Source organism: Megasphaera sp. UBA4233 (genome assembly GCF_002395615.1).
In the GTDB taxonomy this organism is placed as follows: Bacteria; Bacillota; Negativicutes; order Veillonellales; family Megasphaeraceae; genus Megasphaera; species Megasphaera hexanoica.
Map to the genome: position 1 here is coordinate 146,213 of NZ_DGXL01000020.1, position 22,717 is coordinate 168,929.

Genomic DNA, 22,717 nt, shown 5'->3' on the forward strand with positions numbered 1-22,717 from the left:
CGTTATATGGACAAGGGGACGACTTTTTTTCTAGTCTATGCCGCATTGGCAGCCGTCGTGACAGCCCTCTGTTTATGGCTGCTATGGACGGTGATGAGACCTGGACTGGCTTATTATTTGCCGGCCATGGCAGTAAATCTCGTCTTTGGACTCCTCGTATGGGGATTTTTACTGCCGTTCCCGCTGCTTCTGGTCTTTACGTCGTGGAAACAGCCGGCACCGGTTCGGCGGACCGTCATGCAATATATTAGATTTCTGTATCCCATGATGCGCCATCTGGCCGGGACGAAACAGCGGAAACATGTTCTGGCCCGCTCGTATATACAGTTTTTGAACGGACTTGTGTTGAAACAAAATCTGCATATCCCGGCAGAACGTATATTGGTTCTGGCGCCTCATTGTCTGCAATGGGATCAATGTCCCCACAAAATAACGCGCCGTGTAGATAATTGCCGGCAATGCGGCCATTGTACGATTGGGAGTCTGCTTGACCTTTCCCGCAGATCTGGCGCCCATCTGGCCGTTGCCTCAGGCGGTACGCAGGCCAGACAGCTCGTCTGTGCACTGCGCCCAAAGGCCATCGTGGCTATTGCCTGCGAACGGGACCTCATCAGCGGTATGGAAGATGTCCTTCCCTTACCTGTTTTAGGCCTCTTAAATGAAAGGCCTTATGGACCATGTTTTAATACCCATGTAGATGTATCGGCATTGTGCCGGTTTTTAGAACGACTGACAGGAGAGAATTATGAACGTACGCGAAACAGCTTTTCACAGTTTACTCACTATATGCAAAGATGACGGATATAGTAATATCGTCGTCTCCCGCACGATTCAGAAAGGAGATATGAATGACAGGGACCGCCGCTTTTATACGGAACTGGTCTATGGGACCGTCCGCTGTCTGAATTATCTGGACTGGATCATTGGAAAACTGAGTTCCCGTACGATCAATAAGCTCGACCCGGTTTGCCTGGTTATCCTGCGCATGGGGTTGTATCAGATTTTCCGTATGTCAAAGATTCCCGAATCGGCGGCCTGCAACGAAGCCGTCAAGATGGCACGGCGCTTTGGCAACCGCGGCATGGCCGGCTTTGTCAATGCCCTGTTACGGAACAGCATACGCCGCCGCTTAGAATTCCAGATTCCGGATCTTTCTGAAAATGCACCGCTTCATCTGTCTCTGACCTATCATCAGCCCGTATGGCTGGTAAAGAAATGGATTCATGATTATGGTACAGATGACACGGTACGTATTTGTCAGTACTTCGATTCCATTCCTGACCTGTGTCTGCGGACGAATACACAGCGTATCAGTCGTGATGAACTGCTGCAGCAGCTTTCGAAGCGGGGATTGCAGGCCGTGGCGGCTTCGTTTTCACCGGAAGGCATTTATCTCAAGGATAATCCGGGCATACAGTCTTTGCAGGAAATCCACGATGGACTGGCTTTGATACAGGACGAGCCGTCCCAGCTCGTCGCCCACGCACTGGATCCGCAGCCCCATGAAGTCATTTTTGATGTCTGTGCGGCGCCCGGTGGCAAGACGACCCATATAGCAGCTCTTGCCGGCCCCGATACGACCGTCTATGGCTGTGATATTTACGAACATAAGCTGAAACTCATCGAAAGCAATGCACGCGCACTGCATCTTACGAATGTGCGGACATTGCTGCAGGATGCCTGTACCATTGGAGACAAGTATAGGGAAAAAGCGGACCGGGTACTGGTAGATGCTCCCTGTTCCGGTCTGGGTGTCCTGCGCCGCAAGCTGGATTTGCGCTGGCGGAAACGGGCAGAGGATTTACAAAAACTGCCTGTACTTCAGAGCCGCATTCTGGAAAGTGCCGCTGCCTGTGTCCGCCCCGGTGGTGTTCTCGTATACAGTACCTGTACGATGAACGATGGGGAAAACAGTCAGGTCATCCAGCAGTTTCTGCAGGCTCATCAGGAGTTTAAGGCCGAGAATTTGGGAAACCTCTGCGGACTCAGCCAGCCTGGCCCTTTTATTCAGCTCCTGCCACAGAAGGATGAACTCGATGGATTCTTTATTGCCCGTCTGAGAAAGGAAGGACATCGTGACTGATATTTTGAGCATGACTGAACAAGAATTGCGTCATTTTTTGGAAGATAATGGCATGAAGCCGTTCCGGGCCAGCCAGATTTTTCATTATCTGTATAAGGAAAATATATGGAAGTGGCAGGATATGCGCCTGCTTCCGCAAAAAGACCGGGACTATCTTCAGGAGAAAGCACCGCTCTATATTCCGGAAGTCGTATCCCGGCTGGAAGCACCGGATGGAACGGTCAAACTGCTGCTGCGCCTTTTTGATGGCCATACAGTAGAAACCGTGCTCATGCGTCATCCCTATGGGAATTCCATCTGTCTGTCATCCCAGGTGGGGTGTGCCGTAAACTGTGCTTTCTGTGCCTCGGCCAAAAACGGATTTGTCCGGAATCTGACGACTGGGGAAATGATATCCCAGCTCCTGGCATTCCGGAAATATGTAACGTCAGATCTCCATTCCATCGTACTTATGGGAACCGGTGAGCCCCTTCTCAACTATGATGCCGTCATTAAATTCATGCGCCTCATTCATGAAAAAAATACGTTCTATCTGGGATACCGCAATATGACTCTTTCGACATCGGGCATCGTTCCCCGTATGTACGACCTGGCAGCCGAAGACATGCCGATTACTCTGGCCGTGTCTCTCCATGCGCCGACGGATGAACTTCGCCGGAAAATCATGCCTATTGCAGAAAGATACCCCTTGAAACAGGTACTGGAGGCAGCGGATCATTATTTCCAGGAAACAGGACGGAAGGTTACTTTTGAATATATCCTGATCAAAGACGTCAATTGTAATCCAAACTGTGCCCGGAAACTGATTGAGCTCCTGGGCGGGAAAAATATATTGATTAATGCAATCCCTATCAATGATAATTATGATGTAGGATTATACCGGCCGGGTCAGAAGGCCATGCGGGATTTTGTAGAAACGCTGCAGCATCATGGCTTGTCAGTTACGCTGCGCCATGAAATGGGCAGTAAAATCCAGGCGGCCTGCGGGCAGCTGCGCATAAAACATCTGAATACGTAAGAAGCGATTGACAGTATTCTTCAGATATGCTATGTATTATAGGAGCATAGTCTATACGCACCGTCGAGAGGACGTGAGAGTTTGGGAACATATGGTGAATCTAAAATAGGCCTGGTGCGCAAAGTGAATGAAGATTCATACTATATCAGTGCTGATCAGGATGTATTGGCCGTTGCCGATGGCATGGGCGGGTACGTAGGTGGTGAGATAGCCAGTAAAACGGCTGTTAAAGCGATTGCCTATTATTTTGAAAATTACACATTTACAGCTCCCGTACAATTGGAAAAAGCCGTTCAATATGCTAATTCCTGCATTCTTAGCAAGACCATGATTGATCCGTCACTGAAAGGAATGGGGACGACCGTATCGTTAGTGACCTTATCGGGTGAACGGGCTTTCTGGGCACATGTCGGCGACAGCCGGATTTATCTGTACCATGATCATAAATTACAGCAGATTTCCAAAGACCATACGATTGTACAGGTCTTGTTGGAAAAAGGAAAGATTACCGAAGAAGAAGCTGAAAATCATCCGAAACGGCATGTCCTTACCCGTGCCGTCGGCGTTGACCGTAATTTGTTAGTTGACAGCGGTATTTTCCAGATACATCATGGGGACCGCCTGCTCCTTTGTTCCGACGGATTAACCTCTTTTGTCAGTCAGGAAGAATTATGCGAGGCACTGGGAAATACAGCACTCAGTGAACGGGAAATCATTAATACGTTATTTGACCGTGTTTATGAAAACGGTGCAAAAGATAATGTGACAGCTGTACTTAAAACCGTTGAATGAACAGATACCTGCTATGAAAGTGGTGGAAATCAGAAATGATTGGTCATATCTTAGACAATCGATATAAGATATTGGAAAAAGTGGGTAGCGGCGGCATGGCCAGCGTGTACAAGGCACAGGATATTCTCCTGGACCGGATTGTTGCGGTCAAAGTCCTGCATAGCAAATATGCCAGCGACCATGATTTCGTCGTGCGCTTCCGTCAGGAAGCCCAGGCGGCAGCTAAATTATCCCATCCCAATATTGTAAATATATACGACGTCGGCTACGACGAAAACGCGCATTATATTGTCATGGAATACGTGCGCGGTGAAACACTGAAAGAATATATTGAAAAGCACGGCCATCTGCCAATCAATACGTCAATCCAGATTACCTTCGACATTGGTGAAGCATTGGAGCATGCCCATGCGAACGGAATTGTCCACTGTGATATCAAACCGCACAATATCCTGGTGACAGAAACGGGACGAATCAAAGTGGCCGATTTTGGCATTGCCAGAGCGATTAATTCCAGTGCGACCAACAAAGGGGATAACTCGGTTCTGGGATCGGTCCATTATTTTTCACCTGAACAGGCCAGTGGTGGAAAAATCGATGAACGGACGGATATTTATTCTCTTGGCGTCGTCATGTATGAAATGATGACCGGTGTCGTTCCTTTTGAAGGAGACACGGCAATCAGTGTGGCTCTGCAGCATGTGCAGGATGATATCCCGCTGCCAAGTAAATACAACCGCCGGATTCCCCAGCTGGTAGAACGATGCATTCTGAAGGCCATGGCCAAAAATCCTGACGACCGGTTTCAGTCCGTAACGGAAATGATGTCGGAACTGCGCATGGCCCAGGGATTTGTCAATACGAATAAAGCCAAAGGCGCACCGCCTATTATTAAAAACAATTTCAATACGCAGAAAATACAGCCGATGAAGGACCGGCAGGAACCCAAAAGAAAAGGCTTTTTTGCCCGGTTCGTCGATTCTATCAGCAATCATTCCAAAAAATCTATCGTCATTGGAATGATGATTGTATTTGTAGCGACTTTCGCCTGGGCCTTTTTCTCCTTCGGTAATTTCTGGAGTACAGAAAATATCACCGTTCCTGATGTGACAGGGAAACAGGTAGAAATTGCCAAGAATATATTGAAGAAGAAAAATCTCGATGTGTCTGTCAAGGAAGTCGAAAGTTCAGATGTGCCGATTGGTGAGGTCATCAGCCAGACGCCGTCAGGCGGTGCTGTCGTCAAAGCCCAGCGGACAATCCATCTGACGGTCAGCAAGGGCAATAAGGGAGAAGAAGTCCTGATTCCGGACCTGAAAGGGCTGACGATGGATGAGGCAGAAAAGATTCTGAAAGAAATCGGTCTTTCCATCGGCAAGGTCAAGTATGAATCCAGTGATTCTGTCGAAAACGGCCATATCATCAGCCAGAATCCCAAATCACCTGATAAAGTAGAAAAGGGAACGAAAATCAACCTCGTGATCTGCCGCAAGAACAGTGATGAAACAAAACCGTCCAAGGCACTGCCCGATACGTCTGGCATGAGTCTCGATGCGGCCATCAAAGCCTTGCAGGATGCCGGTTATAATGTAGGTAATATTTCTAATCTCGACAGCTCGAAGGACCAGAGCCAGGCTAAAGTCACCAGTCAGTCCCAGCAGGGGGATTCTGTCGATTTGTCTGTCGAATATCCGTCGGCGGCACCGGCAGCTGATCCCAATGCCAACAATCAGGAACAGGCCGGAACGACTCATACGGGCATGGTCAATATCAGCGTTCCATCCGGTGCTTCCAGTCAGCATGTCCAGATTGTCGTCAGTGATGACAACGGATCCCGTGTCGTCTATGACCGGAACCAGTCTGGCGGGGATAGCATCAGTAAGAGCGTCAGCGGTACAGGCCGGACGAGAGTTAAGGTATATATCAATAATTCACTGGTTCAGGACCAGTACATTTAAAGCGCCACAGGGCAGAGGAGGATTATGACAACAGGCCGGGTCATCAAAAATTACAATGGTTTTTATTACGTCGATACAGGAGACCAGGAATTGGTGGAATGCCGGCGCAGAGGGAAGCTGAAAGCGAAGATACTCGTAGGAGACCGGCTGTCTCTGACTATGGTCGATGACCACAAAGGGGTCATCGAAGCCGTCCTGCCGCGGTCTAATGCGCTCCGGCGCCCGGCTGTGGCCAATATAGACCAGATGTTCATCATCATGGCAGCCCAGTCACCGGATCCGAACCAGTTCCTGGTGGATAAGATGCTCATGACGTGTGAGTACGCCGGCATCCATCCCAAGCTCTGCTTTAATAAGTGCGATTTGGACCGGGAAAAGGCAGAACAGTATCAGTCTTTTTATCAGGACTGCGGGTACGACGTGTACCTCGTATCGGCCCGGACAGGGGAAGGTATCGACGCGCTTCTCCGGCTCCTGCCCCAGAAGATAACGGCTTTTGGCGGCCCGTCCGGTGTAGGGAAATCCAGCCTGTTATCGCGGATCCTGGGACGGGATTTGTCTGTCGGTCAGGTAAGTGAAAAGATCAAGCGGGGCCGCCATACGACACGTCACTCAGAGATACTCTGCATGGATGACCATACGTATGTCGTCGATACGCCGGGATTCAGTTCTCTGGAATTTGAAAATCTGGAACCCCGGGAGCTGATACAGCTGTTCCCCGATATGATGCCATACACCGGTACCTGCCGATTCAATTCATGCCTCCATTATCATGAACCAGATTGCTGCGTCAAACATGCCGTAGCAGAGGGAAAGATAAGAAAAGAACGATATGAAACGTATTGCAAGATTTTAGAGTCCATTCTGGAAAGGAAACGATTTGCATGGTAGCTATTTGTCCGTCCATTTTATCTGCCGATTTTGCCCGCCTGGCCGATGAAGTCAAAGACGTTGAAAAAGGCGGCGCCGATTATATTCATCTCGATTTGATGGATGGGCATTTTGTGCCCAACCTGACCTTCGGTGTCCCCGTGATTTCCAGCCTGCGCAAGTATACGTCGACGCCCTTTGATGCCCATCTCATGGTAGAACATCCGGAAACGTATATTGATGGCCTGAAGAAAGCGGGCGTCACGTATGTTACGGTCCATCAGGAAGCCTGTATCCATCTGGACCGGGTCATCCAGCAGATTCACGAAGCCGGTATGAAGGCCGGTGCAGCACTCAATCCGGCGACCCCCGTCTCTTCGCTGGAATGCGTGGCCGGAATGGTCGATATGATCCTTATCATGAGTGTCAATCCCGGTTTTGGCGGGCAGAAATTTATCCCGTATACGCTGGATAAAATCCGGGCGGCCCGATCGCTCCTGACGAAGAGCGGCAATACGACAGCCGTCATTGAAGTCGATGGTGGTGTCAATAGCAAGACCGTTCAGGCTGTCAGGGAAGCGGGGGCTGATTTCCTCGTAGCCGGCAGCGCTGTCTTTGGTGCCAAAGACCGGGCGGCAGCTATTGCGGCCCTGCGCTGAACGCAGGCAGTGCTTGTATTTCGCATTTTATTATGGTAAAATGTCTTTTGTATGAAAGAACTGAATAGAAATAGTCTTTGGGGCAAGGTGAGAAAGCGACGCTTTCAATTCCTGACCGGCGGTAGAGTCCGCTAACTCCTTATGGGAGCTGAACCGATGGGATTTCGGTACCGACAGTATAGTCTGGATGGGAAAAGACAGCACGGACGTGTTTATTTAGTGTGCTCAAAAAGGCTATTGGTATGTATGTGTACCGATGGCCTTTTTTGTTTCTGTGACAGGAAAGGAAGGACAATCTTGGAACCGATAGAATATATGCAGGAAGCCCTGTCTCTGGCCAGACTGGCACTGGGGTATACATCCCCAAACCCGGCTGTAGGCTGTGTGATTGTCAAAGACGGTAAAATCGTAGGACGGGGCTATCACCACAAGGCCGGTACACCTCACGCAGAAGTATGGGCACTGCGGGAAGCGGGAGATCAGGCTGAAGGAGCTACGGTGTACGTCACGTTGGAACCGTGTGCTCATTATGGACGGACGCCTCCCTGCGCCCGGACGCTGGTAGAAAGAAAGGTGGGAAAGGTCGTCATGGCCATGCTGGATCCCAATCCGCTCGTCGCCGGAAAAGGTGCTGCGATTTTACGGCAGGCCGGTATTCCCGTGGAGGTAGGACTTCTTTCCCGCGAAGCCGCCCAGCTCAATGAAGTATTTATCAAGAATATGATGGTTGAAAAGCCATTTATTGCATCCAAACTGGCCCAGAGCCTGGATGGCCGTATTGCTTCGCGGACAGGTAAATCCCAGTGGATTACCAATGAAGAAGCGCGGCGGGAGGGCCATTATCTGCGCTCTATCTATGATGGAATCCTGGTAGGCATTAATACCATCCTGGCGGACAATCCTCTTTTGACCTGCCGCATACAGCGTAAAGAGCAGGAGGCGCCTCACCAGCCCGTGCGCATTGTCCTGGATACTCACGGCCGTATACCGGAAACGGCACTGGTCATAACGGATAAGACTACCGATACGATCGTTGTCACGACGACATTGTGTCATACAGATAAAATGCGCCGCCTGAAAGAACTGGGCGTCCGCGTTATTCTGGCCCCGCTGACAGGAGAAGGACATATTGACCTGGTACAGGCAGTGAATCTGTTGTGGAAAGAGGGCATACGCAGTATTCTCGTAGAAGGCGGCAGCACCGTACAGGGGAGTTTTTTTGATTACAAACTGGTCGATAAGATATATGCTTTTGTTGGAAATAAGGTTATTGGCGGTTCGCAGTCGCTCCCCTCTGTCGGTGGGAAAGGTGTTGACGATCTGGCTGAATGCATGCCTCTTTCCTATGACAGTGTCAAAATGTTAGATACTAATATATTGATTACAGCTTATAATACAGAAAGGGAGGGTGCCTATGTTCACTGGCATCATTGAGGAATTGGGGATAATCCGTGCCATGGACCGCCGCACTGACTCCATCGTCCTTACGATAGAAGCCCACACGGTGCTGGAAGGTACACGCATCGGCGACAGCATTGCCGTCAATGGTGTCTGCCTGACTGTGACATCCCTGAACGATACTTCGTTTACGGCGGATGTCATGCACGAAACGATGCGGCGGACGTCCTTCTGTGAACTGCGTACCGGTTCTCCTGTCAATCTGGAACGGGCGATGCAGGTCGGCGGCCGCCTGGGAGGTCATATCGTCAGCGGCCATATCGATGGAACGGGCCATGTGTCGCGTATAGAAAACGACGGGATTGCCCGGGTTATCACCATTTCCATTCCTAAGGACATGGCGCCCTTTATCGTAGAAAAAGGTTCCATTACCATTGATGGAATCAGCCTGACTGTCGTTTCTGCCGGAAGCAGCCAGTTTTCCGTATCCATCATTCCCCATACAATGAGTCATACGACACTGATGGGTAAACATCCCGGTGCTATTGTCAATCTGGAAACGGATATCGTCGGCAAATACATTCATCGCTTTATGGAAACAGGCCCCGTAGAAAGCCCGAAAGGCGTTACGATGGAAATGTTGTTGGAAAATGGATTTTAATCCGCTAAATAGAATATTACATACATATTAGGAGAGTGGTACAAATGGTACAAGTAAAAGAAGGTAAATTAATCGGTTCTGGTATTAAAGTGGGTATTGTCGTCGCTCGTTTTAATGAATTCATCTGCAGCCGTCTTCTCGGCGGGGCCTATGATGCGCTGAAACGTCATGGTGTATCCGATGATGACATTACGACAGCCTGGGTTCCCGGTTCTTTTGAAATTCCCCTCATAGCCCAGAAAATGGCTGAATCGGGCAAATACGATGCCGTCATCTGCCTGGGAGCCGTTATCCGCGGAGCCACCAGCCATTATGATCTGGTATGCAACGAAGCTGCCAAAGGGATTGCCCAGGCCAGCCTCAAGACGGGCGTCCCTGTCCTGTTCGGCGTCATTACGACGGAAAATATCGAACAGGCCATCGAACGGGCCGGTACAAAAGCTGGTAATAAAGGCTTTGACGTGGCAACCAGCGCTATTGAAATGGTCAATCTTATTAAAGAATTATAAGAGTAAAACGCTGCACACGACTATCCATCGTGTGCAGCGTTTTTAACTATTTATGGAAATGATTGGCCAGCCGGACTCAGTGGTCATCTTCTTCGATATCCGGCTCCGGACTTGTCGTAAAACCGATGACCCGGCGCGGTTCTTCCGGGTTGGTACGCTTGACGGCCACGAGCAGCAGGTTCAGCTGGGACAAGTGCTGGACCAGTTCAACGCGGGACCCGTCTTCCAGTTCTCCGTAGAACACAATCATGTTCGGGTCCCAATAGCCGACATCCTGGATAGAAAAGGTGATGTTGCCGGCTGATACGAGACGGCCGCCAGCCTGCAGATCATCTGGCAGGTCTTCCTCGAATTTATTGATTAACGTCACTACCCGTTTGTACATATCTGAAGCCAGATAAGGAGTTTCCGGATCTTCTTCCTCATCAGAAGCCCCGGCAGGATTGACCAGCACCAGCTTTGTCTCTTCGTCTTCTTTCTTTGTGGTCTGCTTCAGGACCGGATTGGTTTCCACCGGTTTGGCAGCGGTTTTCGTTTCTTCTGTCATATAAAGTCCTCCTCTCTGCATCTCCTGTATATATTTTATTCGACAACGTACGGTCCGATTCCTGCTTCACGAGATGACTAGTAATTTCCGTACCAGAATAGTATAATATAAAGTACCTTATTACGGAGAAAGGATACGTTACTTATGCAAATGGAAGATAAAATTATACATTATACGTCAGACGAACTGATTCGCGTTTCTGTCGCCGTGACGCGCACGATTACCCAGAAAGCCCGGACCTGCCACAATCTGTCCCCCGTAGCATCTGCTGCCCTGGGGCGGGCTATGACTGGTGCGGTCCTTCTTGCGGGAGATTATAAGAATCATGAAGGTGTATCACTGAAATTCAATGGTGACGGTCCTCTGGGAGCCGTCCATGCCGATTGTTTTGATTCTCATTATGTCAGAGGATACGTCGATCATCCGCAGCTGGATATCCCGCTTAAAGCGAATGGCAAACTCGATGTCAGCGGAGCCGTGGGCCAGCATGGGCAGCTTTCGGTGACGCGCTTTACGCCTGAAAAGATGACTTATACCAGTCAGGCCGAACTCGTATCGGGGGAAATTGCCGAAGATCTGGCCTATTATCTCCTCACATCGGAACAGGTCCCTTCGACGATCAGCCTGGGCGTACTTGTAGCCAGAGATTATTCCATTGCGGCATCGGGTGGATTCCTGGTTCAGGCTCTGCCGGGAGCCAGAGATGAGGATTTGGCACGGGTAGAAGCGAATATTACCTGTATCGGCCCGATTACATCGTATCTCAGCGGCCATCCTGATGGAGAAGAGCTGGCCGGTATCATCCTGAGTGGCATGCATTATAAGGAATTATATCGCCAGCCGTTATCCTGGCGTTGCACGTGTTCACGGGACCGCATAAAAAACGTACTCATGTCATTGCGGCCGGCTGATAAGGAAGAGTTATTGAACGATCCGCAGGTGGAGATGACCTGTCAGTACTGCGGTGCCAGATATGTCATCAGCCACGATGAACTGGTGGCGCTGTTTGAACAGAAAGAGACGTGATATTGTATGGGACATATTGCTATTATCGGAGGAACGGGACTTTGTGACCCGACAATGCTGGACCATGTGACGTCGGGGCAGATGGAAAATTATTACGGGACCATCCGTTACACGCGGGGAACGTATAAAGGAAAAGAAATCATTTTTCTGGCACGCCATGGCAAATACCATTCCATCCCGCCCCATCTCATTAATTATCGGGCCAATATCCTGGGGCTGAAGAAACTGGGCGTTACGGCGATTTTATCCACGACTGCCGTCGGGGCCATCAACAGGGACTATAAACCAGATGATTTTGTCCTTCCTGACCAGTTTATCGATTTTACCAGTCATTCCCGCCACGGTTCGTTTTTTGATGGCGGCAGCAACGGCGTCGTTCACGTCGATATGACCGAGCCGTATTGTCCGTCCCTGAGAGAAACAGTAGTACAGGCAGCCCAGGAACTGTCTTACCCGCTCCATGCATCAGGGACCTATGTCTGTACGGAAGGACCGCGGTTTGAAACGCCAGCAGAAATCAAGATGTTTGATAAACTGGGCGGCGATATCGTGGGGATGACCAACGTGCCGGAAGTGTGCCTGGCCCGGGAAGCAGAAATGTGCTATGCGACGATTTCGATGGTCACCAATTACGCTGCCGGCATTTCACCCGTTCCGCTGACCCATGCAGAGGTGGTCGAAAAAATGGTGCAGAATTCAAAACGCCTGCGCAGATTGGTCATGCGTGCAGTGGATTTGTATGATGACCGCGATTGTTCATGCCGTCATACACTGAAAGATTATGGAGGTTTTTCTGTCTGATGAAAACATTAGCCTGGGAACATCATGCCCTGCAGCTGCTCGATCAGACGCGGCTGCCGGGAGAAGAACGATATCTCTGCTGTACCCGCTGGCAGGAAGTACGCGATGCCATCCGCATACTGGCCGTCCGGGGAGCTCCTGCTATCGGGGTAGCAGCTGCTTATGCCATGGTTCTGGCCGCCCGGGATATTGCAGCCGATGAGCCGGATAAAACACAATTTGAAATCCGGCTGGCTGAAGCCGGAAGGGGACTGGACGGGGCCAGGCCTACGGCAGTCAATCTCCACTGGGCCGTACAACAGCAGATGAATCTGGCGAGAAGGGCTTTGTCCTCTCATACGGTGGCAGAAACGGTGGAGTTACTGGAACAAGGTGCTTGTACTATTGAACGGGATGATGCGGAAATGGACCGTCGTATAGGCCGTTACGGTGCCGGCGAGTTGGGAAAATCCCGGCAGCCATTGACGATCCTGACTCATTGCAATGCCGGGGCATTGGCTACAGCCGGAATCGGTACGGCCCTGGGGGTCATCCGTACTCTGCACAGTCAGGGGCTTGTCCGCCAGGTTTATGCCGATGAAACGAGACCATTATTGCAGGGAGCACGCCTGACTGTGACCGAACTCATGGACGACCATATCCCGGTTACACTGATTACTGATAACATGGCGGCCTGGGTCATGAAGACAAAGGGAATCGACGCCGTCGTCGTCGGGGCGGACCGCATTGCCGCCAACGGCGATACGGCCAATAAGATCGGCACGTATGGCGTCGCTGTCCTGGCCCGTGCCCACAATGTTCCTTTTTATGTAGCAGCGCCTGCTTCTACTTTCGATCTGACCATACCCGACGGGGCGGCTATCCCTATAGAAGAACGGAATCATGATGAAGTGCGCCGCCTGGGCGGCATCGTGACGACACGTCCTGACGTAGACGTGTTCAACCCCGCCTTTGACGTTACGCCTCATGACTATATTACAGGTATTATCACAGAAAAAGGCGTCATCCACCATCCGGATGACGCTATCCTGGCGACATTTTTTAGAAAAGAGGGTTAATGATTATGGAATCTGTTATTCGCGACATCTCACTTGCTAAAAGTGGTCATGAAAAAATCAGCTGGGTAGACCGGCATATGCCGGCATTAAATGCCATTGGCAATCAATTGAAGAAAGACCAGACCTTTAAGGGGAAGACAATATGCGTCAGTGTCCATCTGGAAGCCAAGACGGCTTACCTGGCCGAAGTATTGCACCGGGCCGGAGCCAATGTCATCGTTACGGGCAGCAATCCCCTGTCTACACAGGATGATGTAGCGGCGGCGCTCGTAGAAGACGGGCTGACCGTCTATGCCTGGTACGGTGCGACGGATGAAGAATATTTCGGTTTCCTCAATAAATCTCTGGATCACCATCCGGACATCATCATCGATGATGGCGGCGATCAGGTACATCTCCTGCATACGACCCGGGCCGATGCGATGGAACATCTTCTCGGCGGCACGGAAGAAACGACGACGGGGGTCAACCGCCTCCACGGTCTGGATAAAGCGGGGGCATTAAAATTCCCTATGATTGCGGCTAACGATTCGTACTGCAAATATTTGTTTGACAACCGTTATGGCACAGGTCAGTCTACGTGGGACGGCATCATGCGCACGACCAATCTGACCGTCGTCGGCAAGCGCGTCGTCGTCGCCGGCTATGGCTGGTGCGGCAAAGGCTGCGCCATGCGTGCCAAGGGACTGGGCGCCCATGTCATTGTTACGGAAGTCGATCCCATTAAAGCGATTGAAGCCGTTTTTGACGGGTTTGAAGTTATGCCTATGGCTGAAGCGGCAAAAGTCGGGGATATTTTTGTTACCCTCACGGGTGATAAGGATGTCATCCGCGGAGAACATATGAAGAACATGAAAGACGGTGTCGTTCTGGCCAATGCCGGTCACTTTGATGTAGAAATCAACAAGCCGGAACTGGAAGCGTTAGCGGTACGTCATTTTGAAGCCCGCCACAATATTGAAGGATATGAACTTCCCAATGGCCATGTTATCAACCTTCTGGCTGAAGGACGTCTGGTCAACCTGGCTGCCGGTGACGGACATCCGGCAGAAATCATGGATTTATCCTTTGCCGTCCAGGCTCTGGCTGCCAAATATATCCTGGAACATCATGGCGAACTGGGAAATCACGTATATGTCCTGCCTCATGAAATTGATACGGAAATTGCCAAGATTAAGTTAGCTTCTATGGGATATGCCATCGATACGTTGTCGGAAGAACAGCGGAAATACCTCAATCTGGACTAAGGGGGCTGTGACAGGGATGAAAAAGACACTGATTAAAAATGTCGGCATATATCAGAATCATACGGTCAGCGAACACCAGAACATCGAAATCACCGATGACAAAATCACAGGTTTCCCAAAGGATAAAGACGTATTATTCTGTGCCTATGACGAAGTAATCGATGGTCACAATATGCTGGCTCTGCCAGGATTTGTCAATGCTCATAATCATATTGCCATGACGGTGTTCCGCAGCTATGCCGACGACATGGATCTCATGGACTGGCTGCAACATAAAATATGGCCAGCTGAAGACCACCTCGACGGCGATGTCGTCTATGCTCAGACCATGCTGGGGATTGCCGAAATGATCCGCTGTGGCACGACGAGTTTTGCCGATATGTATTTCTTCATGGACGATACGGCCCGGGCCGTTGAAGAATCGGGCATCCGGGCCTGCCTGTCCCGGGGGATGACGGGCATCACGCCCAGCTCGGAAACGGCGCTTAAAGAAAGTAAACAATTATTCCTGGACTGGCATAAAAAAGGAGATGGCCGCATCACGGTCATGCTCGGCCCTCATGCGCCATACACCAACACGCGGGACTATCTGCACCGGGTCGTTGATCTGGCCCATGAACTGGGAGCAGAAATCCACACCCACCTTTCAGAAACGAAAGGGGAAGTGGAAAATATCAAAAAGCAGTACGGCAAATCGCCTATTGCCTGGTTTGACGAACTGGGGTTGTTCGATACGGGATGCCTGGCGGCTCATTGTGTCTGGGTGGACGATGATGACTTGGATATCATGGCCAGGAAGCACGTCCGTGTTGCCCATAATCCGGGCAGCAACTTGAAACTGGCCAGTGGTTTTGCCCCGATTCACAAGATGCTGGATAAAGGCATTGTCGTCGGTCTCGGGACCGATGGCGCCTCAAGCAATAATAATCTGGATATTATGGAAGAAATGCGTCTGGCTGTACTGGTACATAAGGCCAATACGCTGAATCCACTGGTCATTCCTGCGGAAACAGCTGTCCAGATGCTAACCGAAGGTGGAGCGAGAGCACTGGGCTATCGTGATATAGGCCGGCTGGAAACGGGGTATAAGGCTGATATTACCCTCATAGACCGCAGCGGCCTTCACTGGTATCCGCGTCATGATATGCTGTCGCTTCTGGCATATGCGGCTAACAGCATGGATGTCGATACGGTCCTGGTCAATGGCAAAGTTTTGTTGCGGAACAAAGAATTTACGACTATTGATATTGAAAAAGTCAAATCCGAGGCAGAACGGACAAAAATTAAACTATTTGCTTCCTTGTAATACTGTAAAGGACATTCTGCAGCTGTGACTGCAGGGTGTTTCAGGATATATGGCTTCGTTGCGGATTATCGGATGTATCTTCGCAACGGAGACAGGAAAAGTGAGCGGCCCGGAAAATTCCCGGCCGCTTTTTTCTGTATGACACTGGTTCATAAGCAGGGTTTGTGATAAAATATATGGATGACTGTAGCAATGAAATATAATACATACCGGTAAGGTGTGCAGCGAAAGGAAATGACATGGGGTCGATGTTTTCACCATTAACGAAAAATATTGGGATAGATTTGGGAACCTGTACGACACAGGTATTCGTAGAAGGACGGGGCATTGTCATGTCGGAACCGTCCATTTTGGCGACAGACGAACGCAACCGCAAGACGATTGCCGTCGGTCATGCAGCAGAACAGCTGCTTGCCAAGTCACCAGAAACGGTTAAGATCCACAGGCCCCTTTTAAACGGCGTCATAGCCGATTATAATGTGACGCGCACCATGCTGGGGTACCTGCTCAGCAAGTGTGTCCGCAGTGTGCAGCGTCTGCGCATCATGGTGGGTGTACCGGCGGCTGCATCCAATGTAGAAAAAAGAGCTGTCATGGAAGCTATTTTCCAGGCCGGTGCCAAAGAAGCGTATCTGATTGAAACGGCGGCTGCTGCAGCAATCGGTGCCGGTCTGCCTGTCTATGATCCCGTGGGGAATATGGTCATCGATATCGGCGGAGGAACGACGAATATAGCCATTATTTCCCTGGGAGGCATTGTCCTGTCCCGTTCTATTCATCTGGGCAGCCTCGATTTCGATGATGCCATTAAAGAATATATACGTCAGCAGTATGCCATTGTCACAGAAGATTCGACACTGGAAGAAATGAAGATACATAATGGCTCGGCCGTTCTGCCACTGGAAGACCGGGGGTACTACTTTACAGGCCGTGGCATAGACGACGGCCTGCAGCAGGAAGTGGGCGTCAAATCCAGTGAAATCTACCGGGTCATGGGAAAACCGCTGGTCAAGATACTGGATCTGGCCCAGGATGTCCTGAGAGAAACGCCACCGGAACTGGCAGCAGATATTATGGAACGCGGTATCGTCCTGACCGGGGGAGGCTCTATGCTTCTCGGCATGGATCAGCTCTTTTCCCAGGAACTGGGGGTGCCCGTAGTATTGGCGGCTGAACCTGAGCTGGCCGTCGCCCGCGGAACCGGCAAGGCTCTCCATGACAGAGAAAAATTAGGTGCTCTCATCGAAGGGGCAGAACGTATTTACAGAAGGAGATTTTAACATTGTATTCGTTCGGTAAAAAGAGTATCATCGTCGTACTCGTATTATTCATTATCATAGCTGTTGTCGGCTGGGCCTGGCGCCAACGGGATTCCCTGCCTTTTATTACCAAACCGCTGCAGATTGTGGCGGCGCCGTTTGAATATGGTGCCAGCCGCATCATGGATACTCTGTCTTCTACGTTCCACATCGTAGATATCAGCCTGAAAAACCGCATTGAATGGGAATCTCTGGAAAAAGAAAATGCTGAATTAAAGGAACGCAGCGTCGATTATGATGAAATTCTGGCCGAAAATAAGCGGTATCGCGAGCTTCTGGATTTTAAAGCTGCCCACCGTCAGTTCAATGTGCGGGCCGGTTCGGTCATTTCCCGTGATTATGGGACGTGGAGCAATACGATGGTCATCGATATCGGCAGTGAAGACGGCATTGAAGAAAATATGGCCGTCGTGACCCCGGCTGGCGTCGTAGGATTCATCAGCGACGTGTATCCCCATTCGTCGCGGGTACAGCTCCTGACTGATCCCAGAACGAGCATCGGGGCTATTGTACAGCGCCCGGAATCCCGCGTTTCATCCGTAGTCCGCGGGAATGGCAACGTCCCGACAGAACCACAGTTTGTCAATATTGCCAAAGACGCTGACATTCTCGAAGGCGATACGCTCGTAACGTCCGGTTTCGGATCCATTTATCCAAAGGGATTGTATATTGGCACCATCGTGTCCATTCACCAGGATGACAATGATTTCGTCAAATATGCCGTCATCCGTCCCGGCGTCGATTTTTCGAAACTGGAAGAGGTGTTTGTCATTACTCATTCGACAGACAATTCCTCTTATGAAAAACCCGATGTTTCACCGAAGCTCGTGCCGCAGACACAACGCGATAAAGTAGAAGGAGTCAAAGGAGCTGCTACGCTATGAGAAAATTAGCCTGTCTGGTTACGGCCTTCGTCGTATTCATACTGCAGGGATCGGTGCTTCCCTTCCTTTTCGGCGGCGTGACCCAGCCCAATCTGATTTTTCTATTTGTGGTGCTCATGTCGCTCCATCACGGAAAAAAAGTGGCAATCTATACGGCGCTCTTAGGCGGATTTGCCCAGGATGTCGTCCTTGGCAATTTCTTTGGCATCCACTTGCTGCCGTATCTGATCATCGCCTGCATAGCCAGCTACATCGGCCAGTACATAGAAGAAGAACAATGGCTGCTTACCTTGCTGGTTGTGCTGGCAGCGACTTTCCTGGACCTGGTCCTGACCTGCCTTGTCCTGCTCGTTTCCGGGCAGTATATCAATATCATCGCATATCTTGTTGAATTCAGTGTGCCCATGCTTATCTATCACGGAATCCTGGCGCTGCCGGTGAACCATCTGGTCTGGAAGCTGCGCCGTAAGGAAATGTATTATAGTTTTGCCGATTTCCGCTGACAGGCCTGAAGCACGAGGAGTGTAATACATGCTAGAAGCTTTAATGAAAAAAAAGAACCAGGACGGGCGGTTCCGCTATCTGTACTGGATTGTCATTTTTATCTTTGCGGCCCTGATCTGCCGACTAGTGTACCTGCAGTTGTTTGAAGGCAGCTATTATCATGGACTAGCAGACGGCAACCGCCTGCGGGCTATCCCCATAGCCGCCATGCGTGGTGTCATGTATGACCGCAATGGTCAGATCCTTGTCGGTTCCCGACCCAGTTTCATGGTTACTTACGTCCCGACAAAAAAGGGAATATCGGACGCTGAACTGGATTCTCTGTCCAAACTGCTCAATGTTCCCAAAGATAAGCTGCAGGAAAAGATTGCCAAGGGGAAAAACTCCTTTGAACCGACAATCCTGGCCCAGGACCTGACACAGGATATCGTCACCCGGGTGGAAGAACGGCGCAATGACCTGCCGGGCGTATCTGTCGATGTCCAGCCAATCCGCTATTATCCGTACAATTCCATGGCGGCGCAGGTATTCGGCTATGTCGGGCAGATCGACGAAGAAGATATGAAACGGCTCAAGGGACAGGAAGGCGTTTCCAGCATCACCCAGATTGGCCGGGCCGGTCTGGAAGCGTACTATGATGACCTGCTGCGCGGCAAGGATGGCGGCCGTCAGGTCGAGGTCGATGCCAGCGGTACGCCGGTCAAAGAAATGGAACGCAAAAACCCTGTACCGGGGCATAATTTTCATCTGACTATTGATCTCAATTTACAGAAAGCAACAGAAGATGCCCTGGACCGGCAGGTTGCCAACGGTATCGGTACGCATGGGATTGCCGCCGTGGCTATCGACCCCAATACGGGAGCTGTCCTGGCTATGGCCAGCCGTCCCTCCTATAATCCGAACTGGTTTACCCGGGGAATTACAGAAAAGGAATGGGCCCAGATCAATAATAATCCGGCTCATCCCATGGAAAACCGTGTCATCGCCGGCGAATATCCTCCCGGTTCAACCTTCAAACTGATTACCGGTACGGCCGCTCTGGAATTGAAGAAGGTCACGCCTGATGAATTGATTTTCGATAGTGGCCGTCACTGGCTGGTCGATATGCGCAACGCCGGCGGCGAAGCGCTGGGCTGGCTGAATTTTACGGAAGCACTGGCCAAATCGGATAACGTCTATTTCTATGAATTAGGGCGTCGTGTCGGCATCGATAAACTGGCCGAATATGCCCGCATGTTCGGCATGGGTAAAAAAACGGGTATTGCCCTGCGCGGTGAAGCGACAGGGCTGGTTGCCAGTGAAGAATATAAGAAGAAGAATTTCAATCAGGACTGGTATCTCGGCGATACATTCAACTCGGCAATCGGACAGGGGTTCCAGCTGGTTACCCCCCTGCAGGCTGCCATGATCGTCAGTGAAGTCGCCAATGGCGGCATCCAGTACAAACCATTCCTGGTCAGCCGCATCGACAATCTCGATGGCACGCCCTATAAGATTTTTGCACCTGAACAGGTGGGAACGCTGCCTGTTTCCAAATCCACCCTGGACCTGGTCCGGGAAGGGATGCGCAACGTTGCGGAAGAATCGGGGACAGCCGGTTCCTTGTTTGCCGGATTCCCTATCCAGGTAGCCGGCAAGACCGGGACGGCAGAAAATTTTGGCGGTGCCGATCATGCCTGGTTTGTCGCCTATGCCCCCTTTGATCATCCCCGCATCGTCATAGCCGTCCTGACGGAACAAGGCGGTTTTGGTGCCCTGGCTTCCGGCCCGGTCGCCAAGAGCATGCTGGAAGAATTTTTCCAGGTAGGCGCTTATGCTGATGGCAAGAGCCCTGCTCATGATGGGAAAGATAAAAAGAATTGATAGAGAAAGGAGCTATTTCCCATGTCCTATATAATCGCTGTTGCCTCAGGTAAAGGCGGCGTCGGCAAGACTCTGGTCACGGCCGCTCTGGCTGTCTCATTAGCCAAAAAGGGATATACGGTGCTGGCAGCCGATGCTGATATGGGTCTGCGTGACCTCGATTTGCTTTTTGGCGTACAGGATGAGGTCCTGTATGATGCCGTCGATGTCATGAAGCAGCGCTGCAAAGCAGAAGACGCTATTATACCGGTCATGCCGCACCTTGATTTCCTGGCGGCCAGTCAGAAACATACATGGGAAAAAGTAGATGCCCCGACCTTTCAATATACATTGGAGTCACTGGCTCCGGATTATGACTATATCCTCATTGATTGTCCGCCAGGGCGCGGGAAAGCTTACAAATATGCCGTAGCGATCGCCGACAAAATCCTCTTTGTCGTCGAACCGTCCTGGTCTTCCATCCGTGATGCATCCCGGGTCATGCAGTTCTGTAATAAGCATAAACAGTTCCATTATGCGGCGCTGCTCAATAATTTTTACGGCCATTCCGATGGTTTTGTCTCTGCTGATGAAGCATTGGAATCATTGCCGGCAGAGCATGTTGCCGGTATCCTTCCCCATGATCGTGCAATCAACCGGCTGGCCCAGGAAGGGGATATGATCCATATGGATGAAGGCCTTCCTTTTTACCAGGCCATGGAGCGGACCACAGCCTATCTTACGGAAAACGAACCTGTCCCTGTCGCGGAGCTCATAGCCGGCCTGCCTCATGAAGAAAAGGCAATGCCTGCAGCAGGGGAAGGGAAGACAGGAGAAATTGCAATATGCGGTGAGAGCACAGGCGTGGACGAAGCTATTCCTGCCGGCGCAGTGGAAGAACTGGCAAAGGCCGCGGCCCACGTTATCCCCGGGTGCAGAAACATGGCGGGTGGACTGGAAACAGTCCCACAGGAACAGGAGGATGGGGCTTCTGAAAACGGCGGTCCCGGGATAGAGACGATCAGTGACGAGAATCAGCCTGTTCCTTCCCCGATGCGCATATCATTGAAGCAGCGGCGCAGCCAGTCCCGCATGTGGCGTCAGTACCGCCGATAGGAGTCAGTAAGAATGTTTAAAAGAGAATGGAAAAATTTAGATAAAGTCATGTTATTTTCGACAATCCTGATTGTCTGCTGCAGTCTGTGTATCATTGGCAGTGCAACTCACATAAACAAAGGGGTCATCAATTACGATTTCGTGGCCAAGCAGGGCGGGGCATTCGTGCTGAATCTCCTGATAGTCCTGTTTTTCAGCCGCTTTGATTACACACGGCTGAAGCTTTTTGCCAAGCCTCTCTATGTGCTGAATCTGCTCATCCTGCTGGCGGTCATGTTCGTCGGTACATCGGCCCTGGGGGCGCAGCGCTGGATCCAGGTCGGCCCGATTACCATCCAGCCGTCGGAATTTTCCAAGCTGATTATGATCATCTGCACGGCAGCCTTGTTATCCAATAAAGTGGATAAACTGAATTCTTTTAAAAGCCTGCTTCCTATCGGTCTGTTTGTCGGGATTCCCTTCCTGCTGGTACTGAAACAGCCAGACCTGGGGACCAGCCTGGTATTTCTGGCTATTACTTTTGGCATGCTCTTTGTTTCCAATGTCAAAATGTCCCTGCTGCGGAATATCTTTGCCGCCGGCGTCGTTCTGGCGCCGATAGGATGGCATTTCATGAAAGATTACCAGAAGTCCCGTATTCTCGTCTTCCTCGATCCCAATGCCGATCCGTTTGGTGCCGGATATCATATCATCCAGTCCAAAATCGCCATTGGTTCCGGTGAATTATTTGGCAAAGGCCTCTTTCAGGGGACCCAGAGCCAGCTGAATTTCCTGCCGGAAAACCACACGGACTTTATCTTTTCAGTCATTGGGGAAGAACTGGGCTTTATGGGCTGTATCGTCATTTTATTCTTATATTTCCTGCTCGTCTACCGGGGACTTGTCACGGCTAAAGAGTGCAAAGACCCCTTTGGCATGCTTCTGGCAACGGGGATTGTTTCCATGTGGGCCTTTCAGATACTGGTCAATGTAGGTATGACCTGCGGTATCATGCCTGTCACGGGGATTCCGCTGCCATTCATGAGTTATGGTGTCAGTGCCCTGACGACGAACATGCTGGCTATGGGCCTGTTGATGAGTATTTACATGCGGCAGCAGACGATGATTTTCTGATGCCGG

General features: G+C 50.7%; 22 protein-coding genes and 1 riboswitch. Of the genes, 21 read left to right on the forward strand and 1 reads right to left on the reverse strand.

Translation table 11 applies throughout. The annotated features are described in order from the left end of the window. The first annotated feature begins 6 nt into the window (after positions 1-6). From B2U90_RS06825 to ribE, 10 genes are all read left to right on the forward strand, one after another. Complete coding sequence (locus B2U90_RS06825; RefSeq protein ID WP_292017459.1) at positions 7-798, forward strand: DUF116 domain-containing protein; 792 nt, start codon at positions 7-9, stop codon at positions 796-798. After that, a complete protein-coding gene (gene rsmB / locus B2U90_RS06830) occupies positions 746-2,083 on the forward strand; it encodes a 16S rRNA (cytosine(967)-C(5))-methyltransferase RsmB (RefSeq protein ID WP_075581111.1) in 1,338 nt (445 codons plus the stop codon). The genes B2U90_RS06825 and rsmB overlap by 53 nt, the downstream gene beginning before the upstream one ends. After that, positions 2,076-3,101 (forward strand): 23S rRNA (adenine(2503)-C(2))-methyltransferase RlmN, encoded by a 1,026-nt coding sequence (gene rlmN, locus B2U90_RS06835; protein ID WP_075581110.1) that lies wholly within the window; start codon positions 2,076-2,078, stop codon positions 3,099-3,101. The genes rsmB and rlmN overlap by 8 nt, the downstream gene beginning before the upstream one ends. 81 nt (positions 3,102-3,182) lie before the next feature. Continuing rightward, positions 3,183-3,893, forward strand: a complete 711-nt coding sequence (locus tag B2U90_RS06840; protein WP_059075884.1) for a Stp1/IreP family PP2C-type Ser/Thr phosphatase — start codon at positions 3,183-3,185, stop codon at positions 3,891-3,893. Between the two features lie 35 nt (positions 3,894-3,928). Beyond that, positions 3,929-5,851: a Stk1 family PASTA domain-containing Ser/Thr kinase gene (gene pknB / locus B2U90_RS06845; RefSeq protein WP_059075885.1), complete on the forward strand. Its 1,923-nt coding sequence runs from the start codon at positions 3,929-3,931 to the stop codon at positions 5,849-5,851. A gap of 24 nt (positions 5,852-5,875) precedes the next feature. Beyond that, positions 5,876-6,742 carry a ribosome small subunit-dependent GTPase A gene (gene rsgA, locus B2U90_RS06850; protein ID WP_059075886.1) on the forward strand — a complete coding sequence of 289 codons (867 nt, stop codon included), beginning with the start codon at positions 5,876-5,878 and terminating at the stop codon, positions 6,740-6,742. Beyond that, a complete protein-coding gene (gene rpe / locus B2U90_RS06855; protein ID WP_059075887.1) occupies positions 6,736-7,380 on the forward strand; it encodes a ribulose-phosphate 3-epimerase in 645 nt (214 codons plus the stop codon). Before rsgA ends, rpe begins: the two co-directional genes overlap by 7 nt. A 69-nt stretch (positions 7,381-7,449) precedes the next feature. After that, positions 7,450-7,583, forward strand: a riboswitch (FMN riboswitch). Positions 7,584-7,677: 94 nt separating this feature from the next. Next, positions 7,678-8,814, forward strand: coding sequence for a bifunctional diaminohydroxyphosphoribosylaminopyrimidine deaminase/5-amino-6-(5-phosphoribosylamino)uracil reductase RibD (gene ribD / locus B2U90_RS06860; protein WP_059075888.1), 1,137 nt, complete (start codon positions 7,678-7,680; stop codon positions 8,812-8,814). Further along, positions 8,795-9,439 (forward strand): riboflavin synthase, encoded by a 645-nt coding sequence (locus tag B2U90_RS06865; RefSeq protein ID WP_059075889.1) that lies wholly within the window; start codon positions 8,795-8,797, stop codon positions 9,437-9,439. Before ribD ends, B2U90_RS06865 begins: the two co-directional genes overlap by 20 nt. A gap of 44 nt (positions 9,440-9,483) precedes the next feature. Continuing rightward, positions 9,484-9,948, forward strand: coding sequence for a 6,7-dimethyl-8-ribityllumazine synthase (ribE, locus tag B2U90_RS06870; RefSeq protein WP_059075890.1), 465 nt, complete (start codon positions 9,484-9,486; stop codon positions 9,946-9,948). A 76-nt stretch (positions 9,949-10,024) separates the two neighbouring features. On the opposite strand, the gene B2U90_RS06875 is transcribed toward ribE, so the two are convergent. Continuing rightward, on the reverse strand, positions 10,025-10,495 hold the full coding sequence (locus B2U90_RS06875) for a DUF6173 family protein (RefSeq protein WP_240937093.1): 471 nt from the start codon (positions 10,493-10,495) through the stop codon (positions 10,025-10,027). Positions 10,496-10,639: 144 nt separating this feature from the next. Here B2U90_RS06875 and hslO point away from each other — a divergent pair, with 144 nt between their 5' ends. From hslO to rodA, 11 genes are all read left to right on the forward strand, one after another. After that, a complete protein-coding gene (gene hslO, locus B2U90_RS06880; protein ID WP_075581107.1) occupies positions 10,640-11,521 on the forward strand; it encodes an Hsp33 family molecular chaperone HslO in 882 nt (293 codons plus the stop codon). Positions 11,522-11,527: 6 nt separating this feature from the next. Then, positions 11,528-12,322, forward strand: a complete 795-nt coding sequence (mtnP, locus tag B2U90_RS06885; protein ID WP_059075892.1) for an S-methyl-5'-thioadenosine phosphorylase — start codon at positions 11,528-11,530, stop codon at positions 12,320-12,322. After that, positions 12,322-13,380: an S-methyl-5-thioribose-1-phosphate isomerase gene (gene mtnA / locus B2U90_RS06890; RefSeq protein ID WP_059075893.1), complete on the forward strand. Its 1,059-nt coding sequence runs from the start codon at positions 12,322-12,324 to the stop codon at positions 13,378-13,380. The genes mtnP and mtnA overlap by 1 nt, the downstream gene beginning before the upstream one ends. Positions 13,381-13,385: 5 nt before the next feature. Beyond that, a complete protein-coding gene (locus tag B2U90_RS06895; protein WP_059075935.1) occupies positions 13,386-14,627 on the forward strand; it encodes an adenosylhomocysteinase in 1,242 nt (413 codons plus the stop codon). 16 nt (positions 14,628-14,643) lie between these two features. Next, positions 14,644-15,933: an amidohydrolase gene (locus B2U90_RS06900; RefSeq protein ID WP_292017461.1), complete on the forward strand. Its 1,290-nt coding sequence runs from the start codon at positions 14,644-14,646 to the stop codon at positions 15,931-15,933. A gap of 239 nt (positions 15,934-16,172) precedes the next feature. Next, the gene (locus B2U90_RS06905; protein ID WP_292017463.1) at positions 16,173-17,213 is read left to right on the forward strand and encodes a rod shape-determining protein; all 1,041 of its coding nucleotides are present in this window, start codon (positions 16,173-16,175) and stop codon (positions 17,211-17,213) included. A 2-nt stretch (positions 17,214-17,215) separates the two neighbouring features. After that, positions 17,216-18,136 carry a rod shape-determining protein MreC gene (gene mreC / locus B2U90_RS06910; protein WP_075581104.1) on the forward strand — a complete coding sequence of 307 codons (921 nt, stop codon included), beginning with the start codon at positions 17,216-17,218 and terminating at the stop codon, positions 18,134-18,136. Continuing rightward, positions 18,133-18,639, forward strand: coding sequence for a rod shape-determining protein MreD (gene mreD, locus B2U90_RS06915; protein ID WP_059075897.1), 507 nt, complete (start codon positions 18,133-18,135; stop codon positions 18,637-18,639). The genes mreC and mreD overlap by 4 nt, the downstream gene beginning before the upstream one ends. A 28-nt stretch (positions 18,640-18,667) precedes the next feature. Then, complete coding sequence (mrdA, locus tag B2U90_RS06920; RefSeq protein ID WP_059075898.1) at positions 18,668-20,503, forward strand: penicillin-binding protein 2; 1,836 nt, start codon at positions 18,668-18,670, stop codon at positions 20,501-20,503. Between the two features lie 21 nt (positions 20,504-20,524). Further along, complete coding sequence (locus tag B2U90_RS06925; RefSeq protein ID WP_292017464.1) at positions 20,525-21,598, forward strand: AAA family ATPase; 1,074 nt, start codon at positions 20,525-20,527, stop codon at positions 21,596-21,598. 12 nt (positions 21,599-21,610) lie between these two features. After that, positions 21,611-22,711 carry a rod shape-determining protein RodA gene (gene rodA, locus B2U90_RS06930; RefSeq protein ID WP_059075899.1) on the forward strand — a complete coding sequence of 367 codons (1,101 nt, stop codon included), beginning with the start codon at positions 21,611-21,613 and terminating at the stop codon, positions 22,709-22,711. The last annotated feature ends 6 nt before the right edge of the window (positions 22,712-22,717 follow it).

Excerpts from the sequence above, each read along its gene's own strand:
- B2U90_RS06900 (WP_292017461.1), top strand. The coding sequence starts at position 14,644 with ATGAAAAAGACACTGATTAAAAATGTCGGCATATATCAGAATCATACG.
- rsgA (WP_059075886.1), top strand. The coding sequence starts at position 5,876 with ATGACAACAGGCCGGGTCATCAAAAATTACAATGGTTTTTATTACGTC.
- mtnA (WP_059075893.1), top strand. The coding sequence starts at position 12,322 with ATGAAAACATTAGCCTGGGAACATCATGCCCTGCAGCTGCTCGATCAG.
- B2U90_RS06905 (WP_292017463.1), top strand. The coding sequence starts at position 16,173 with ATGGGGTCGATGTTTTCACCATTAACGAAAAATATTGGGATAGATTTG.
- B2U90_RS06875 (WP_240937093.1), bottom strand. The coding sequence starts at position 10,495 with ATGACAGAAGAAACGAAAACCGCTGCCAAACCGGTGGAAACCAATCCG.
- B2U90_RS06895 (WP_059075935.1), top strand. The coding sequence starts at position 13,386 with ATGGAATCTGTTATTCGCGACATCTCACTTGCTAAAAGTGGTCATGAA.
- mreD (WP_059075897.1), top strand. The coding sequence starts at position 18,133 with ATGAGAAAATTAGCCTGTCTGGTTACGGCCTTCGTCGTATTCATACTG.
- ribE (WP_059075890.1), top strand. The coding sequence starts at position 9,484 with ATGGTACAAGTAAAAGAAGGTAAATTAATCGGTTCTGGTATTAAAGTG.
- B2U90_RS06865 (WP_059075889.1), top strand. The coding sequence starts at position 8,795 with ATGTTCACTGGCATCATTGAGGAATTGGGGATAATCCGTGCCATGGAC.
- rodA (WP_059075899.1), top strand. The coding sequence starts at position 21,611 with ATGTTTAAAAGAGAATGGAAAAATTTAGATAAAGTCATGTTATTTTCG.
- mrdA (WP_059075898.1), top strand. The coding sequence starts at position 18,668 with ATGCTAGAAGCTTTAATGAAAAAAAAGAACCAGGACGGGCGGTTCCGC.
- rsmB (WP_075581111.1), top strand. The coding sequence starts at position 746 with ATGAACGTACGCGAAACAGCTTTTCACAGTTTACTCACTATATGCAAA.
- pknB (WP_059075885.1), top strand. The coding sequence starts at position 3,929 with ATGATTGGTCATATCTTAGACAATCGATATAAGATATTGGAAAAAGTG.
- mtnP (WP_059075892.1), top strand. The coding sequence starts at position 11,528 with ATGGGACATATTGCTATTATCGGAGGAACGGGACTTTGTGACCCGACA.
- B2U90_RS06825 (WP_292017459.1), top strand. The coding sequence starts at position 7 with ATGGACAAGGGGACGACTTTTTTTCTAGTCTATGCCGCATTGGCAGCC.
- rpe (WP_059075887.1), top strand. The coding sequence starts at position 6,736 with ATGGTAGCTATTTGTCCGTCCATTTTATCTGCCGATTTTGCCCGCCTG.
- B2U90_RS06925 (WP_292017464.1), top strand. The coding sequence starts at position 20,525 with ATGTCCTATATAATCGCTGTTGCCTCAGGTAAAGGCGGCGTCGGCAAG.
- hslO (WP_075581107.1), top strand. The coding sequence starts at position 10,640 with ATGCAAATGGAAGATAAAATTATACATTATACGTCAGACGAACTGATT.